General features: G+C 66.8%; 15 protein-coding genes. 10 read left to right on the top strand and 5 right to left on the bottom strand.

Going from position 1 to position 16,607, the window contains the following annotated elements; genetic code table 11:
- Nucleotides 1-141: 141 nt before the first annotated feature.
- The 5 genes from H3H55_RS17345 to H3H55_RS17325 all read left to right on the top strand — a co-directional run bounded on the left by H3H55_RS17345 (nt 142) and on the right by H3H55_RS17325 (nt 6,480).
- A complete protein-coding gene (locus H3H55_RS17345) occupies nt 142-1,290 on the top strand; it encodes an ABC transporter ATP-binding protein (RefSeq protein WP_048246186.1) in 1,149 nt (382 codons plus the stop codon).
- Between the two features lie 9 nt (nt 1,291-1,299).
- Nucleotides 1,300-3,285, top strand: coding sequence for a beta-galactosidase (locus H3H55_RS17340; protein ID WP_193099536.1), 1,986 nt, complete (start codon nt 1,300-1,302; stop codon nt 3,283-3,285).
- Between the two features lie 67 nt (nt 3,286-3,352).
- On the top strand, nt 3,353-4,612 hold the full coding sequence (locus H3H55_RS17335; RefSeq protein ID WP_048246188.1) for an ABC transporter substrate-binding protein: 1,260 nt from the start codon (nt 3,353-3,355) through the stop codon (nt 4,610-4,612).
- Nucleotides 4,613-4,666: 54 nt separating this feature from the next.
- A complete protein-coding gene (locus H3H55_RS17330) occupies nt 4,667-5,611 on the top strand; it encodes a carbohydrate ABC transporter permease (RefSeq protein WP_129516084.1) in 945 nt (314 codons plus the stop codon).
- Between the two features lie 17 nt (nt 5,612-5,628).
- Nucleotides 5,629-6,480, top strand: a complete 852-nt coding sequence (locus tag H3H55_RS17325) for a carbohydrate ABC transporter permease (protein WP_193099535.1) — start codon at nt 5,629-5,631, stop codon at nt 6,478-6,480.
- A 217-nt stretch (nt 6,481-6,697) separates the two neighbouring features.
- Here the strand turns inward: H3H55_RS17325 and H3H55_RS17320 are convergent, their stop codons facing one another.
- From H3H55_RS17320 to H3H55_RS17310, 3 genes are all read right to left on the bottom strand, one after another.
- Nucleotides 6,698-7,048, bottom strand: a complete 351-nt coding sequence (locus H3H55_RS17320) for a DUF2262 domain-containing protein (protein WP_226800271.1) — start codon at nt 7,046-7,048, stop codon at nt 6,698-6,700.
- The gene (locus H3H55_RS17315; protein WP_193099533.1) at nt 6,960-7,526 is read right to left on the bottom strand and encodes a DUF7021 domain-containing protein; all 567 of its coding nucleotides are present in this window, start codon (nt 7,524-7,526) and stop codon (nt 6,960-6,962) included. Before H3H55_RS17315 ends, H3H55_RS17320 begins: the two co-directional genes overlap by 89 nt.
- 236 nt (nt 7,527-7,762) lie before the next feature.
- On the bottom strand, nt 7,763-8,314 hold the full coding sequence (locus H3H55_RS17310; RefSeq protein WP_226800270.1) for an ArsR/SmtB family transcription factor: 552 nt from the start codon (nt 8,312-8,314) through the stop codon (nt 7,763-7,765).
- Here H3H55_RS17310 and H3H55_RS17305 point away from each other — a divergent pair.
- Nucleotides 8,313-9,443: an MFS transporter gene (locus tag H3H55_RS17305; RefSeq protein WP_264299674.1), complete on the top strand. Its 1,131-nt coding sequence runs from the start codon at nt 8,313-8,315 to the stop codon at nt 9,441-9,443. The two genes, H3H55_RS17310 and H3H55_RS17305, sit on opposite strands and share 2 nt — an antisense overlap.
- 11 nt (nt 9,444-9,454) lie before the next feature.
- On the opposite strand, the gene H3H55_RS17300 is transcribed toward H3H55_RS17305, so the two are convergent.
- Nucleotides 9,455-10,858, bottom strand: a complete 1,404-nt coding sequence (locus tag H3H55_RS17300; protein ID WP_193099531.1) for a GGDEF domain-containing protein — start codon at nt 10,856-10,858, stop codon at nt 9,455-9,457.
- A 483-nt stretch (nt 10,859-11,341) separates the two neighbouring features.
- Nucleotides 11,342-12,112, bottom strand: a complete 771-nt coding sequence (gene glcC / locus H3H55_RS17295; protein WP_193099530.1) for a transcriptional regulator GlcC — start codon at nt 12,110-12,112, stop codon at nt 11,342-11,344.
- Between the two features lie 218 nt (nt 12,113-12,330).
- On the opposite strand from glcC, the gene glcD reads away from it, so the two are divergent.
- Genes glcD through H3H55_RS17275 form a run of 4 tightly spaced genes read left to right on the top strand, consistent with a single transcriptional unit; the run spans nt 12,331 to nt 16,571 of the window.
- Nucleotides 12,331-13,830 carry a glycolate oxidase subunit GlcD gene (gene glcD, locus H3H55_RS17290; protein WP_193099529.1) on the top strand — a complete coding sequence of 500 codons (1,500 nt, stop codon included), beginning with the start codon at nt 12,331-12,333 and terminating at the stop codon, nt 13,828-13,830.
- Nucleotides 13,830-14,906 carry a glycolate oxidase subunit GlcE gene (gene glcE, locus H3H55_RS17285; protein WP_193099528.1) on the top strand — a complete coding sequence of 359 codons (1,077 nt, stop codon included), beginning with the start codon at nt 13,830-13,832 and terminating at the stop codon, nt 14,904-14,906. The genes glcD and glcE overlap by 1 nt, the downstream gene beginning before the upstream one ends.
- Before the next feature lie 19 nt (nt 14,907-14,925).
- Complete coding sequence (gene glcF, locus H3H55_RS17280; RefSeq protein ID WP_193099527.1) at nt 14,926-16,146, top strand: glycolate oxidase subunit GlcF; 1,221 nt, start codon at nt 14,926-14,928, stop codon at nt 16,144-16,146.
- A 20-nt stretch (nt 16,147-16,166) separates the two neighbouring features.
- Entirely contained in the window at nt 16,167-16,571 is a 405-nt protein-coding gene (locus H3H55_RS17275; protein WP_048246199.1) for a GlcG/HbpS family heme-binding protein, read from the top strand.
- Nucleotides 16,572-16,607: the final 36 nt, after the last annotated feature.

The following is a 16,607-nucleotide window of genomic DNA, read 5'->3' as shown; positions in this document are numbered from 1 at the left end:
GAAGCGGCGCACTATCGCCGCACACCTTGCCGCCCGACCGACGGGCGCGACTCGGCCGCGATCGAATCGCCTCTTTTTTTGATCGCGATGATTAAGCGCTTAATCACACATGATGGCGCATTAAAACATGGAGCGGAGACAATGGCGAGCATCTCGATGCGACGCGTGCAGAAAGCCTATGGCGATCACGCGCCGGTCATTCGCGACGTCGATCTGGAGATCGGCGCGCACGAGTTCTGCGTGTTCCTCGGGCCGTCCGGATGCGGCAAGTCGACGCTGCTGCGCATGATCGCCGGGCTCGAGGACTTGAGCGCGGGCGAGCTGTCGATCGACGGCCGCCGCGTCGACGACGTGCCGGCCGCCGAGCGCGGCGTCGCGATGGTGTTCCAGAGCTACGCGCTGTTTCCGCACATGACGGTCTACGAGAACATGGCGTTCGGGCTGAAGCTCGCGCGCGTGCCGAAGGCCGAGATCGACCGGAAGGTGCGCGATGCCGCGCGCATCCTGCAACTCGACACGCTGCTCGAGCGCAAGCCGAAGGCGCTGTCGGGCGGCCAGCGGCAGCGCGTCGCGATCGGCCGCGCGATCGTGCGCGAACCTGGCGTGTTCCTGTTCGACGAACCGCTGTCGAATCTCGACGCGGCGCTGCGCGGCCAGACCCGCATCGAGATCGCGCGGCTGCACCGGCAGTTCGAGCGCGCGAGCGTCGTCTATGTGACGCACGACCAGACCGAGGCGATGACGCTCGCCGACAAGATCGTGCTGCTGCACGCCGGCGCGGATACCGCGCAGCACGGCAGCATCGCGCAGGTCGGCGCACCGCTCGACCTCTACCACCATCCGGCCAGCCGCTTCGTCGCCGGCTTCATCGGCTCGCCGCGCATGAATTTCCTGCCGGCCGTCGTCACCGCGGCCGATGCCCGTCGCACGACCGTCACCGTCGCCCCTTCCGGCGAAACCTTCACGCTGGCGCGCGACGGATCCGCACTCGCTGCCGGCGCGACCGTGACGCTCGGCATTCGCCCCGAACACCTGACGTTCGACACCGCGCATGAAGCGACGACGCTCGTGCGCGACGTCGCGCTCGTCGAACGCCTGGGCGAGCAGACCTACGTACACCTCGACCAGCCCGGCGGCGCGCCGCTGATCGCGAAGGTGCCCGGCGACGCGCAGGTGCACAGCGGCGAACGCGTGCACGTGCATGCGCCGGCCGCGGCCTGCCATCTCTTCACCGAAGACGGCCGCGCGGTACCCGCGTGCGCCGACCTCCACGTCCATCACTACGCTTAAGGATCGCGTATGCGCCTCGGAGTCTGCTATTACCCGGAACACTGGCCTGAATCGATGTGGGCCGATGACGCCCGCCGGATGAAAGCGCTCGGCATCGAGCAGGTTCGGATCGCTGAATTTGCATGGAGCCGCATCGAGCCGTCACCGGGCGAATACGACTGGGGCTGGCTCGACCGCGCGGTCGACGTGCTCGGCGCGGCCGGCCTCGAGATCGTGATGTGTACGCCGACCGCGACGCCGCCGAAATGGCTGGTCGACCGCCATCCCGACATCCTCGCGATCGGCGCGGACGGCCGGCCGCGCGCGTTCGGTTCGCGCCGCCACTACGACTTCTCGTCGCCGACCTATCTCGAAGCATCGCGGCAGATCTGCACGGCGGTCGCCGAACGCTACGGCCGCCATCCGGCCGTGCGCTACTGGCAGACCGACAACGAGCTAGGTTGTCACCAGACCGTCGTCAGCTACTCGCCGGCCGCGCTCGTGCGCTTTCGTGCATGGCTGAAGGCACGCTACGGCACGATCGACGCGCTGAACCGTGCATGGGGCACCGTGTTCTGGAGCATGGAGTATCGCCATTTCGACGAGGTCGATGCACCCGTCGGCACGGTGACCGAAGCCCATCCGTCGCACCGGCTCGACTACCGGCGCTTCGCGTCCGACGAGGTCGCGCGTTATCACCGGATGCAGGTCGACGTGATCCGTGCCCACTCGCCGGGCCGGCCCGTCGCGCACAACTTCATGCAGCTGTTCACCGAGTTCGATCACTACGAGGTCGCGCGCGACCTCGACATCGCGACATGGGACAGCTATCCACTCGGCGCGCTCGAGGAGCAATGGTTCGCGCCCGACGTGAAGGCGCGCTGGCTGCGCACCGGCCATCCCGATTTCGCGTCGTTCAATCACGACGTGTATCGCGGCATGTCGAAGCTGCCGTTCTGGGTGATGGAGCAACAGCCGGGGCCAGTGAACTGGGCGCAGTGGAACCCCGCGCCGCTGCCGGGCATGGTGCGCCTCTGGAGCTGGGAAGCGTTCGCGCATGGCGCCGGCTGCGTGTCGTACTTCCGCTGGCGGCAGGCGCCGTTCGCGCAGGAGCAGATGCATGCGGGCCTGAACACGCCGGACAACCAGCTCGACGAAGGCGGCCGCGAAGCGCAGCGCGTCGCACGCGAGATCGCGGCCGTGCACGACGCCGGCGCGGATGCGGACGATCCGGTGCGCGCGCCCGTCGCGCTGATCTACGACTACGAGGCGAAGTGGCTGTTCGAAGTCCAGCCGCAAGGCGCCGATTTCCATTACCCGCGTTTCGCGTTCGAGTACTACTCGGCACTGCGTTCGCTCGGCCTCGACATCGACGTGGTCTCCGTGCATGCGCCGCTCGACGGTTATCGGCTCGTGGTCGTCCCGCCGCTGCCGATCGTGCCGGACGATTTCGCGGCACGACTCGCCGCATCGGGTGCGCATGCCGTGTTCGGGCCGCGCACCGGCTCGAAGACCGTCGACCTGCAGATTCCGCCGGCGCTGCCGCCCGGCCCGCTCGCATCGATCCTGCCGATCCGGGTGTGGCGCGTCGAATCGATGCGGCCGAACGTGACCGAACGGATCGACGGCACGCTGCGCGACGGCTCGCCGCTCGCAGGCGATGCGCGCCACTGGCGCGACTTCGTCGAACTGCACGACGACACGCGCAGCGTCGTGCACGCGCGTTTCGCCGACGGTCATCCGGCCTGCGTGTCGCATGGCGCGCTGCACTACTGGGCCGCGCTGTTCGACGACGCGACCACCGCGCAACTGTTCGCCGACGTCGCGACCGAAGCGGGCCTCGCGCCGACGCCGCTCGGCGACGGCGTGCGCGTGAGCCGGCGCGGCGGCCTGACCTACGTCTTCAACTATGGCGACACGCCGCACACGATCGACGCGGTACCGCCGTCGGCGTTCGTGCTCGGCGCCGCGCAGGTCGAGCCGCAGGACGTGGCCGTGTATCGAAGCCGTTCGTAGCAACCGCCACCGGCGCCCCGACGCGCCGGTCACGCACAACGACATACAGCACAGGACTGGAGACACCATGACACTTCGCCCCCTTCGTGCCGCCACGCGGCTCGCTGCAGCCACCGCCGTCGCGCTCGCGTCGCTCGGCATGACCGCGCCCGCCGACGCCGGCACGCTGACCATCAACATCGCGTTCAAGGGCGCCAGCCAGCGCGCGGTCTGGCAATCGACGCTCGACGCGTTCCACAAGGCGCATCCCGACATCGACGTGAAGGCCACCTTCGTCGACGAGGAAGCGTACAAGGTGCAGCTCCCCGCGTGGCTCACGACCATCGCGCCCGACGTCGTGAACTGGCACGCGGGCGAGCGGATGGCGTACTACGCGAAACGCGGGCTGTTCGAGGACCTGAGCGGCGACTGGACGAAGAACGGCTGGGGCGCGATGTACGCGTCGACGCGCGACGCATCGTCGTACAACGGCAAGCAGTACGCGGCGCCGACCGTCTACTACTCGTGGGGGCTGTTCTACCGCAAGGACCTGTTCCGCAAGGTCGGCATCGCCGACGAGCCGAAGACGTGGGACCAGTTTCTCGATGCGTGCAAGAAGCTGAAGGCGGCCGGCATCACGCCGGTCGCGATCGGCGGCCGCGACGCGTGGACGCTCGCCGGCTGGTTCGACTATCTCGACCTGCGCCTGAACGGCAACGCGTTCCACCAGCAGCTGATGGCCGGCGACGTGCCGTACACCGACCCGCGCGTGAAGAAGGTCTACACGACCTGGAAATCGCTGATCGATGCCGGCTACTTCATCGACAACGCGCTGTCCTACGATCTCGACGGCGCGCAGCCGTTCCTGTTCCAGGGCAAGGCCGCGATGATGCTGATGGGCACCTTCATCGCCGCCGGTTTCCCGGCGAACGTGAAGCAGGAAATGGGCTACTACCGTTTCCCGATCATCGACCCGAAGGTGCCGACCGCCGAGGATGGCCCGGTCGAATCGCTGCATATCCCGACGAAGGCGAAGAACAAGGCCGACGCGCACACGTTCCTCGCGTTCGTGGAGACCCCCGAGATGGGCGCGAAGCTCGCGGAAGGCCTCGGTTCGCTGTCGGCCAACAGCAAGTCGCCCGAGCCTGCCGATCCGATCTCGCGCATCGGCTTCCGGATCCTCGCCGATACGAAGGGCGGCGTCGCGCAGTTCTACGACCGCGACATGACGAAGGAAATGGCCGACGAAGGGATGAAGGGCATGCAGCAGTTCCTGGCCGATCCCGCGCAGCTCGATACGGTGCTCGCGCAGCTCGAACAGACCCGCAAGCGGATCTACAAGAAGTAACCGCGTGACCCAAGCGGCGGCCCCGCGCCGCCGCGTCCGTTCAGGAGGCTTGCCGTGTCCAGTCCGCTCACGTCCACCCCGCCCGCCGGCACCGCGCCGCCGCCGCGCGGAACATCCGCTGCCGCGTTGCCCGCGCGCCGGCCGTCGCCCGCCGTGCGGCGGCAACGGCGCGCCGCGTGGCTCTTTCTCGCGCCCGCCTGCGCGATGGTTGCCGTTTATGTGATCTGGCCGATCCTGTCGACGCTGTGGCTGAGCCTGTACAACTGGGACGGGATGACCGAGCGCAGTTTCGTCGGGCTCGCGAACTACGTCGAACTGCTGCACGCGCCGACGTTCTACACGGCGCTGCGCAACAACGTGATCTGGCTCGCGCTCTTCATGCTCGCGCCGCCGCTCGGCCTCGCGCTCGCGCTGTACCTGAACCAGGCGGTCGCCGGCATCCGCCTCGTGAAATCGCTGTTCTTCGCGCCGTTCGTGCTGTCCGGCGTGGTCGTCGGCCTGATTTTCTCGTGGTTCTACGATCCGACCTTCGGGCTGCTCGCGCTGCTCGCCGGGCACGGCATCCCGGTGCTCGGCGACGCGCGTTATGCGACGCTCGGCGTGGTATTCGCCGCGCTGTGGCCGCAAACGGCGTACTGCATGATCCTGTACCTGACCGGCCTCACGTCGGTCAACCCGGAACAGATCGAAGCGGCGCGGATGGAAGGCGCGCGCGGCTTCGCGCTGCTGTGGCACGTCGTGCTGCCGCAACTGCGGCCGACCACCTTCATGGCGATCGTCGTCACGGTGATCGGCGCGCTGCGCAGCTTCGACCTGATCTCGGTGATGACGAGCGGCGGCCCGTTCGAGAGTTCGACCGTGCTCGCGTATTACATGTACGACCAGGCGATCAAGTACTACCGGCTCGGCTATTCCGCGTCGATCGCGGTCGTGCTGTTCGCGATCATGCTCGTCTACATCGTGTTCCAGTTGCGCCGCATGCTGCGCAACGAGCAATAACCTGACCGGTGGCCATCATGTTTCCGACTCCCGTTGCCCAATGGAAGCCCGTCTCGCGCCGGCTGTACAAGCTGTCGCTGCCCGTCGCGCTCGTGATCTGGCTGCTGCCGATGATCGCGGTGTTCGTCACGTCGGTGCGCTCGACCGAGGAACTGGTCGAAGGGCACTACTGGGGCTGGCCGCGACACTTCGCGATGGTCGAGAACTATCGCGACGCGCTGACGACGTCGCCGATGCTGCATTACTTCTGGAACAGCGTGCAGATCACCGTGCCGTCCGTGCTCGGCTCGATCGCGTTCGCGGCGATGGCCGGCTTCGCGCTCGCGACCTACCGGTTTCGCGGCAATACCACGCTGTTCGCGACGTTCGTCGCCGGCAACTTCGTGCCGGTGCAGGTGCTGATGATCCCGGTGCGCGACCTGTCGCTCAGGCTCGGTGTGTTCAATACCGTCGAAGCGCTGATCCTGTTCCACGTCGCGTTCCAGACCGGCTTCTGCACGCTGTTCCTGCGCAACTTCATCAAGCAGTTGCCGTTCGAGCTGATCGAGGCCGCGCGCATCGAGGGCGCGGGCGAATGGACGGTGTTCTGGCGGATCGTGCTGCCGTTGATCCGGCCCGCGCTCGCGGCGCTCGCGATCCTCGTGTTCACGTTCGTGTGGAACGACTACTTCTGGGCGCTCTGCCTCACGCAAGGCGACGAAGCCGCGCCGATCACGGCGGGGGTCGCGGCGCTGAAGGGGCAATGGACGACGTCGTGGAATCTCGTATCAGCCGGCTCGATCCTCGCCGCGCTGCCGTCCGTCGCGATGTTCTTCGCGATGCAGAAACATTTCGTCGCGGGGCTCACGTTCGGCGCGACGAAAGGCTGAACGCGCGCTGCGTGCGTATTCGCATCTCCCCCTCCGCATCGTGAGGTTGCCCGCTTCGGCGGGCTTTTTTTCATGCGCGGTTTTGGGGGGGGTGCCTAACGGCTCACCACGAACGATCCCGCCTCTGTGAATCTTCAAACCAGCCCCACTCGTCACAGCAACGGTCGCCCGCTTCCGTAACCGGGTGGCGGCGTCGCCCCGGAAAGAATCGTCCGGGTCAGCCCGCGATATAGGCTTTTGTCGCTCCTTGATGCAAGCTACCCTCGACCATGATGCTGTGCCCGAAGAACATATCGCCATCCGCGAAGCAGAAGTCGAACGCTCCGTGCTCGTCAATGCCCAGTGACTGCAGGGAGAGTTTCTGTTTAAAGCCATCGACCGATACGGCATCCTCGTCTTCATCCAGCCATGTGGCGTTCTTCAGCTCCAGCAAATCGGCAACTGCCCGGTCATATATGCGCGAGCCCCAAGCCACAGCGTCAGCCCATAGGTCGTGCGCATGTTTCAGTACCGATGGCAGGGTATCCAACGTTGCCGCTTCCAGATACACCAGAACCTCTGGTGCCATTCCAATGCGCGTTGGTTTCGAACCAATTGACCCGCTTGTTGAATCGACATGTACCGAACAGTTTGTCTTCGTACGTGACGGGCAATTGGAGCTGACGGCCGCGCTCCGCCAAATCCGGATCGTCTATGGCCAACGGCAAGGTTTCGAGCAGAGCTTCCGGCTCCGCCGGGTTGGCGTCCACCTGTAGACGGACATCCGCACGGAGCTGGCCGAGCGGCCTCATCACTTGCCGATAGCGTTCGACCTCGTCATCGGAGACCTGCCTCCTCAGTTGCAATCGAGAGTCTTGCCACGAGCCGCCAACGACACGCCACACCTCGAGCGTCGATTGGAGCGTCCATTGTTGCTCGTCCCCGATCTTCACCGCGGCCACACCGTTTGCATCAACGATCCCTTCGATAATCGCGATGGGCGCCGCCGCCAAGCGCGCAGCAATCTGTGCCCGGCGAGCCAGCAACGCTTCCCACTGGTCTTCCATATCTGTTCGCCTCGTGAGCTTCGATGAGTGATTATCGGCGACCCGGTCGTTTTGCCAAACGTCGCTTCGTGGCCCATCACTGCCGGAAGCGATTTTCCGTAGCGACGTCGGCCACGCGCCGCGCCGACCTCACTCGATCCTGCATTTCCATACTGGTCGTGAGGTTGCCCGCTTCGGCGGGCTTTTTTTCGTTCGGTGCGGACCTTCATATCCGCCCGCGGGCGACACGCGCGGACTCAGCCCGGTTCGTCGCCGGACGGCTCCCATGCGATCACCAGTTGCAGGAGCCCCGGAAATCGCGCATCGAGATCCTCGGTTCGCACGCGGCTGCGTCGCTCGAGCCCGTATTGACGCTGGCGGATCACGCCCGCTTCACGCAGCGCCTTGAAGTGATGGGTCAATGACGATTTCGCACGATTGAAACCGAACCAGCTGCACGGATGGTCGTACGCCTCGGATTCCAGCAACAACCGGCGGACGATCGTCAGGCGCAACGGGTCGGCCAGAGCACCGAAGATCGCGTCCAGGCGCAATTCGGATACGGCCGGTTCCGGCAGCGGATCGGGAAGGTTGGCCGGGACTGCGGCGGCCGGGTCGTGGTGGGGAGTGCGTTTCATGTTCACGACTATATCACTGTACGAGTTTTTTCGAACTAAGCTATAGTACGAAAAAACTCGTACAAGGAAGGTTGCCGTGTCCGACACTGCCGCAGTGCAATCCAGCCGCGCGTCCGCGCGCATTTCCCCCGACATGTGGCGCGCCGCATGGACGGTCACGTCGGTGTTCATGCTGTCCAATTCCCCGACGCCGCTGTATGTGGTCTGGCAGCGCACCCTCGGTTTTTCATCCGGTACGCTGACGGTCATCTTTGCCCTTTACATCCTCGGACTCCTGGCCACGCTGTCGGTCGCCGGACAGTTATCGGATCGTTACGGCCGCAAGCCGGTTCTTCTGCCGGGGATCCTCGTGGCGCTGGTCGCGTGTGCGTTGTTCGCCAGCGCAACGTCCATTGCAACGCTTGCCGTGGCCCGGCTGCTGACGGGTATCTCGGTCGGCGTCATCGTGTCGGCAGGCATGGCGTCCGTGGCGGACCTCGGCGGCGGCGAGCGTCGACGTCAGGCCGCCCTGCTCGCATCGGTCGCGATGGTTCTCGGCGCGGGCCTCGGGCCGTTACTGGCCGGCGGCGCGGCGCAAACGGTCGCGCATCCGATCGCGCCGGTTTTCGGCATCGAATTTCTCGTGTTGCTGAGTGCGCTCATCATCGCGTGGCGCTTGCCCCTTGGCCGGCCGGCACGGGCAAGCGGCCAAGGCGCGCGTCTGCATTTGCCGTCGGTCCCGGCGATGAATCGACGCCACGTCGCGGCCGGTATCGGCGTGTTCGGGCCCGGCATTACCGCAACCTCGTTCGTGCTTGCGTTGGGGCCTTCGTTACTCGCCCGCCTGCTCGACGTTCGCAGCCCGTTGCTCGCCGGCGGCATGGCGTGCGCGATGTTTCTCGCTGCAACGGGCGTTCAGTTCGCCGTGCGGCAGTGGTCGGTACGCGCGTTGTTCGCGGCGGGCACGACCGCGACCGTACTGTCGATGGGTGCACTGTGTGTCGCGGTGCACATGCTGTCGGCACCCGTTCTGGTGGCCGCCGCGCTGTTCGCGGGGATCGCGCAGGGTCTCGGGCAATTGGGTGGCCTGACGCTCATCGGCCTGCATGTGCCGGACACGCGCAGGGCCGAAGCCATTGCCGTCATGAACATCGGCGGCTATCTGCCGGCGGGGCTGCTGCCCGTCATGACCGGCTACGCGATCGACTTCCTTGGCCTGGCGGCCGGTGCCACTGCCTTTGCCATCGCACTGGCGCTGATTGCGCTCGGCGCCGGCGGCATGGTGTTCCGATCGCTGAAACTCGGCGGCGACCGGCCGTAGGCACGCGTCGGCTACGCAGCGATCACGCGGTTTCGCCCCTGATGCTTGGCCTCATACAAGCGCTCGTCTGCCTTGCGCAGAATCGCGTCGATCGTCTCCCCGTCACGGCCAAACTCCGAGATGCCGACGCTCACCGTGAGCTCGATCGGTTTGCCATCGCCATTCTCGAACGGCGTGCCGGCAATCGCCGCGCGAATGCGCTCGCCGACCAGGCGGGCAGTATCCAGCGCGGCCTGCGGCAACAACACCATGAATTCCTCGCCGCCCACCCGCGCCACACCGTCGTACGGGCGGATCGCGTCGAGGCATTTCTTGACGAAACGTTGCAGGACCTGGTCGCCCGTCTGATGCCCGTAACTATCGTTGATGACCTTGAAGTGGTCGAGGTCGAGTGCCAGCAGCGAGAACGGTGCGCCGTTGCGTTTCGCACGGGCAATTTCCGCCTCGACGCTTTCAATGAACCGCCGCCGGTTGGCCGCGCCAGTCAGCGGATCGGTCGCGGCCATGTATTCGAGTTTCTCGTTGGTTCGCTGCAGTTCCTGCAACGCGCGTTCCGTGCGCGCCATCGCTTCGCGCAAGCGTGCAAACAGCTCTTCCTGGCTATAGATGGTCGAGAACGAGCGCGTCGTGTGAAATGCCTGCACGACACCGTAACTCAGCAGGAAAAAGCCCCCGGCGAAGATCACATGCGCGAGCCACCACATGTGGTTCCACGGGCGGCCGAGGATGAACGCAAGCGACGAGAGCGCGAACGACGACACCGAGATGCCGTAGATCAGCATGAGCGGGGTGCGGATGCGCCGCGCCACCAGCGCGATGACGTTGACGGTCGAAAACGCGAGTGCGCCGCCTTCCATCGACAGACGAACCCACGGACTGCCGGCAAATGGCGAGTATGCGACCCAGGCCACCAGCACATCGATCACCAGGAACACGACGATCCATGTCGCCCACGCCCGCCGATTGACACGGACCGCCTCGCTGTCCGCCGACCGACTGTACGAGAGCTGTCCGACGAAGATCAAGATGGACATGGCGAGGCGCGAGGCCGGCCCATACAACAGGAAGAGCCAGATATTGTGGTGCGCCATACCGGTGAACGCACCGTGCAATGCGTAGATCAGCGAAAAGCCCAGAAAGCCGAGCGTCAGCCAACGCAGCAGCGGCTCTCCCGACAGGCGATAACAACGCCAGCACACGTAGGTGACGAACACGCCTTCGAGCGTCGCGGCTGCGATCGCCAGTTCGTGGAACGCGTGATTCTCGAATTTCAGCGCGGGGTTCTGAAAGAAATAGAGGTACGCGATCAGAAAGGCCGGCACCAAAGCGAAGCCGGCGAGCAGCAGCCTGGCGTAGGCCTTGGTGATGAACTGGATGGCGGCGGCCGGCTCGTTTGCGGATGCAGCGATGCTCATCGTCTCCCCTCCGGATTTCATCGGATGAATCCAGTATATGCATAGCGATTTGCATTTGATACTGGCCGGACACCATAGAGTCGCGTGCAGTAAATAGATCGTCGAATTGAATCGAAACCGGTTCTTACGAACGTAATCCGGGTGTTGCGGATGACGGGAATGGTCAGTGACGCCACGTTCGTCTTCGCCGATCGAACGTAGGTTTACGGGGCGGACCGGATGTCGGGGTAACTAGGCGGCGTGAATGGCGAGTGACGCGCCGTCGCCGGTCAGGTTCGACATCGAATGTCCTCCGTTTCGGGATGGGCGGCGCACCGCTACGTTCGACGCGGACCCGTCATGCACTGCGTGCACAACCGATCCACGCATCATGCGGAAGGCAGCGGACCGCGCGAGGAATGAATCCCAGTTTGACACGTCAAGTGACTCGCGCCGCCGTGCGACTCGCCGCGCGTGATGCGCGTCAAGTCATGCCGAACAACCTCACGTCCACCCTTCGAGCCGCAACGTCGAACGCACGAGCCGCTGCTCCTCCTGCTCGATCTCGCGCAGATAGTCGACGCACTGGCGGATATGTTCGCTCGCGGCCTTGCGCGCCTGGTCGGGCAGCCGCCCCGTGACCGCGTTGTAGAGCCGCGCATGCTGGCGGTCGATCTGCTTCTTCAGCGGTTCGCGGTGATAGAGGTTGTTCACCGACGCGAACACCGAACTGAGCAGCAGGTCGGTCAGCGACTGCAGCGTGTTGACGAGCACGGGGTTGTGCGACGCCTCGCAGATCGCGAGATGGAATGCATGGTCGAGCTTCGCACGCGCGGCGGGATCGAGATCCTGCGCATCGGCCGCCGTCATTTCGTCGTAGCGGCGCTTGATCAGGATGAAGTCCGCCGGCGTGCCGCGCAGCGCGGCGAGTCGCGCGGCCTCGGCCTCGAGCATCCCGCGCACCTCGAACAGGTCGTACAGCGTGCGCGGCTGCGAGCCGAGCAGATGCATCATCGGCGTGATTTCGCGCTGCGGGGTCAGGCTCGCGACGAACGAACCCTTGCCGTGCGCCGTGTCGATGATCCCGCGCGCGTGCAGCAGCTTCATCCCTTCGCGCACGGCCGTGCGCGACACGCCGAGCTTCTCGGTCAGCCGCCGTTCCGACGGCAGCGCCTGCCCGGCTTTCAGCACGCCATCGACGATCAGCTTCTCGATCCGCTCGGCGACGACGTCGGCCACGCGTCGCGTCGGCCGCTCTCGATCCTGCATTTCCATACTGGTATGACCACTTGGGACGGATATCGACGATTTTCGCACAAACCCTTGTCCACATTCGGTTTTGAGGTTCACTTCTCAGCCACATCAAGGTGCTCATGCAAAAACTGGTATGACCACATGGAACACGTCTGGACACGCAAGCCCGGCCCGCCAAGAATCGCGTCCATCCGGCGTGTCGCGCATCGCGCGGCCGCCTGCATGGTGGAGACAGACCGATGAGTTTCATCTACGACGAACGGATCGACGGCCCGCTGGCCACCGTCGACCGCAACACGCTCGTCGCCGCGCTGCACGCGGCGGCGCCCGGCCTCGACGTGTTGCACGAACGCGAGGCGCTCAAGCCGTTCGAATGCGACGGCCTCGCCGCTTACCGCACGGTGCCGCTCGCGGTCGTGCTGCCCGACACGGTCGAGCAGGTGCGCGCGGTGCTGCGCGTCGCGGCCACGCACCGCGTGCCGGTGGTCGCGCGCGGCGCGGGCACGGGGCTGTCGGGCGGCGCGATGCCGCTCGAAAAAGGCATCCTGCTCGTGATGGCGAAGTTCAACCGGATTCTCGACATCGACCCCGATGCCGGCATCGCGCGCGTGCAGCCCGGCGTGCGCAACCTCGCGATCTCGCAGGCGGCCGCGCCGCACGGCCTCTACTACGCGCCCGATCCGTCGTCGCAGATCGCCTGCTCGATCGGCGGCAACGTCGCCGAAAACGCGGGCGGCGTGCATTGCCTGAAATACGGGCTCACGGTGCACAACATCCTGAAGGTCGAGATCCTGACGATCGACGGCGACACGCTCACGCTCGGCGCGGATGCGCTCGACGCACCCGGCTTCGATCTGCTCGCGCTGTTCACCGGCTCCGAAGGGATGCTCGGCATCGTCACGGAAGTCACCGTGAAGCTGCTGCCGAAGCCGCCGAGCGTGAAGGTGCTGATGGCGAGCTTCGACGACGTCGCCGAGGCCGGCGCCGCGGTCGCACGGATCATCGGCGCGGGCGTGATTCCGGGCGGCCTCGAAATGATGGACAACCTCGCGATCCGCGCAGCCGAGGATTTCATCCACGCGGGTTATCCGGTCGATGCGCAGGCGATCCTGCTGTGCGAACTCGACGGCGCGGCGAGCGACGTCGACGAGGACGCCGAACGCGTCGCCGCGCTGCTGCGCGAAGCGGGCGCGACGGAGATCCGCGTCGCGCGCGACGAAGCCGAACGCCAGCGCTTCTGGGCCGGCCGCAAGAACGCGTTCCCCGCGGTCGGCCGCATGTCGCCCGACTACTACTGCATGGACGGCACGATCCCGCGCCGCGAGCTGCCGCGCGTGCTCGAAGGCATCGCCGCGCTGTCCGCCGAATACGGGCTGCCCGTCGCGAACGTGTTCCATGCGGGCGACGGCAACATGCACCCGCTGATCCTGTTCGATGCGAACCGGCCCGGCGAACTCGATCGCGCCGAAGCGCTCGGCGGCCGAATCCTCGAGCTGTGCGTCGCGGTCGGCGGCAGCATCACCGGCGAGCACGGCGTCGGCCGCGAGAAGATCAACCAGATGTGCGTGCAGTTCAACGCCGACGAAATCACGTTCTTCCACGCAGTGAAGGCCGCATTCGATCCGCAGGGCCTGCTCAATCCCGGCAAGAACATCCCGACGCTGCACCGCTGCGCCGAATTCGGCGCGATGCACGTCCATCACGGCAAGCTGCCGTTTCCCGAACTGGAGCGCTTCTGATGCGACGCGAAATCGAATCGATCGACGACAGCGCGACGCTCGTCGCCCAGGTCGACGCCGCACTCCACGACCGCCAGCCGCTGCACATTCGCGGCGCCGGCACGAAAGCCTTCCTCGGCCGCCCCGTCGAAGGCCGCACGCTCGACGTGCGCACGCATCGCGGCATCGTCGCGTACGACCCGACCGAACTCGTCGTCACCGCGCGCGCGGGCACGCCGCTCGCCGCGCTCGAAGCGATGCTCGACGCGGCCGGCCAGATGCTGCCGTGCGAGCCGCCGTCGTTCGGCGGCGCGGCAACGGTCGGCGGGATGTTCGCGGCGGCGCTGTCGGGGCCGCGCCGCCCGTGGGCCGGCGCAGTGCGCGATTTCGTGCTCGGCTGCCGCGTGATCACCGGCCACGCGAAGCACCTGCGCTTCGGCGGCGAAGTGATGAAGAACGTCGCGGGCTACGACGTATCGCGGCTGCTCGCCGGCAGCTTCGGCTGCCTCGGCGTCGTGACCGAGGTGTCGCTGAAGGTGCTGCCGAAGCCGCGCGCGACCGGCGATCTCGCGTTGCCGCTGGCCGCGGGCGAAGCCGTGCGGCGCGTCGCCGCGTGGCGGCGCGCGGGGCTGCCGCTCGCAGGCGCATGCCACGCGGACGGCGTGCTGCGCGTGCGGATCGAAGGCGGCGACGGCTCGGTGAAAGCCGCGCGCGCCACGATCGGCGGCGACCGGATGGACGACACCGGCGACGCGTTCTGGGCGCGGCTGCGCGATCACGCGCTGCCGTTCTTCGACGATCCGCGCCCGCTGTGGCGCGTGTCGGTGCCGGCCGCCGCGCCGCTCGATGCGTTGCCCGGCGCGCTGCTTGCCGACTGGGGCGGCGCGCAGCGCTGGCTGAAGAGCGACGCCGCGCCGGACGACGTGCAGCGGCTCGCCGCGCAATGGGGCGGCCACGCGACCTGCTTCACGCCGGGTACGACGCACGAGCCGTTCCAGCCGCTGCCGCCCGCCTTGTTGCGCGTGCATCGACAGCTCAAGGCGCAGCTCGACCCGCACGCGATCTTCAACCCCGGCCGCCTGACCGCCGACTTCTGACATTCGAAGCGACCCGCCGATGCAAACCAATCTCAGCGAAGCAAGCAAGGCCCTCGCCCGGGCCGACGAAGCGGAAGCGATCCTGCGCGCGTGCGTGCACTGCGGCTTCTGCAACGCGACCTGCCCGACCTACCAGGTGCTCGGCAACGAGCTCGACGGGCCGCGCGGCCGCATCTACCTGATCAAGCAGCTGCTCGAAGGCGAGCCGTGCGGCGAGCGCACGCAGCAGCATCTCGACCGCTGCCTGACGTGCCGCAACTGCGAGACGACCTGCCCGTCCGGCGTGCGTTATCACACGCTGCTCGACATCGGCCGCGCGGAAGCCGAGAAGCGCGCGCCGCGGCCCGCGCGCGAGCGCCTGCTGCGCGCGGGGCTGCGCCATGTCGTGCCGCGCCCGGCGACGTTCGCCGCATTGCTGAAGGCCGGCCGTGCACTGCGCCCGCTGCTGCCCGGCACGCTGCAGGACAAGATCCCGGCCGCTGCGCCCGTGGCCGCGCCGCGCCCGCCGGTGCGCCACGCGCGGCGCGTGCTGATGCTCGAAGGCTGCGTGCAACCATCGCTGTCGCCGAACACCAATGCGGCCGCCGCGCGCGTGCTCGATCGGCTCGGCATCAGCGTGAGCGCGGCGCGCGAAGCTGGCTGCTGCGGCGCGACCGAATATCACCTGAACGCGCAGGACGCGGGCCTCGCCCGCGCACGCCGCAACATCGATGCGTGGTGGCCCGCGATCGAGGCCGGTGCGGAAGCGATCGTGCTGACGGCGAGCGGCTGCGGCGCGTTCGTCAAGGAATACGGCGACCTGCTGCGCTCCGACCCCGCCTATGCGGACAAGGCACGGCGCGTCAGCGCGCTCGCGCGCGATCTCGCCGAGGTGATCGCGGCCGAGCCGCTCGACGCGCTGGCCGATTCGACCCAACGCCGCGTCGCGGTCCACTGCCCGTGCACGCTGCAGCACGCACAGCGCCTCGGCGGTGCGGTCGAAAGCATCCTGACGCGGCTCGGCTTCGATCTGACGAATGTCGCCGACGGCCACCTGTGCTGCGGCTCGGCCGGCACGTATTCGCTGACGCAGCCCGAACTCGCGACGAAACTGCGCGACAACCGGCTCGATGCGCTCGAAGCCGCGCGGCCAGACCTGATTGTCACGGCCAACGTCGGCTGCCAGACTCACCTGAACGGCGCGGGCCGCACGCCGGTGCGCCACTGGATCGAACTCGTCGACAACCGACTCGTCAACTGACCTGATTTCGGAGGAACGCCATGCAAACGAAACCCGAACTCGAACTCGCCGATGCCGACCGCATGCTCGCCGCCGCCCGCGCGGAAGCGGAGCGCCACGGCTGGGCCGTGTCGATCGCCGTCGTCGACGACGGCGGCCATCTGCTCGCGTTCGCGCGCCTGAACGGTGCATCGCCGGCCAGTTCTTACATCGCGCAGGACAAGGCGCGCGCGGCGGCGCTCGGCCGTCGCGAGACGAAGGCGTATGAGGATATGATCAACGGTGGCCGCACCGCGTTTCTCAGCGTGCCGCTGACGGGGTTGCTCGAAGGCGGCGTGCCGGTCACGGTCGGCGGCCGGATTGCGGGTGCGATCGGCGTGTCTGGCGTAAAGTCCGAACAGGACGCGCAGATCGCCCGCGCCGGCACACAAAGCGTCGCGACATAACCAGCCAAGCCGCGCGCGCGCATTTTTCCCCGGGAG

Origin of the sequence: Burkholderia sp. Z1 (assembly GCF_014893795.1) — a bacterium.
Lineage (GTDB): Bacteria > Pseudomonadota > Gammaproteobacteria > Burkholderiales > Burkholderiaceae > Burkholderia > Burkholderia theae.
The sequence above is the reverse complement of the archived record's forward strand: the minus strand, read 5'-3'. Positions and strand labels throughout refer to the sequence as shown.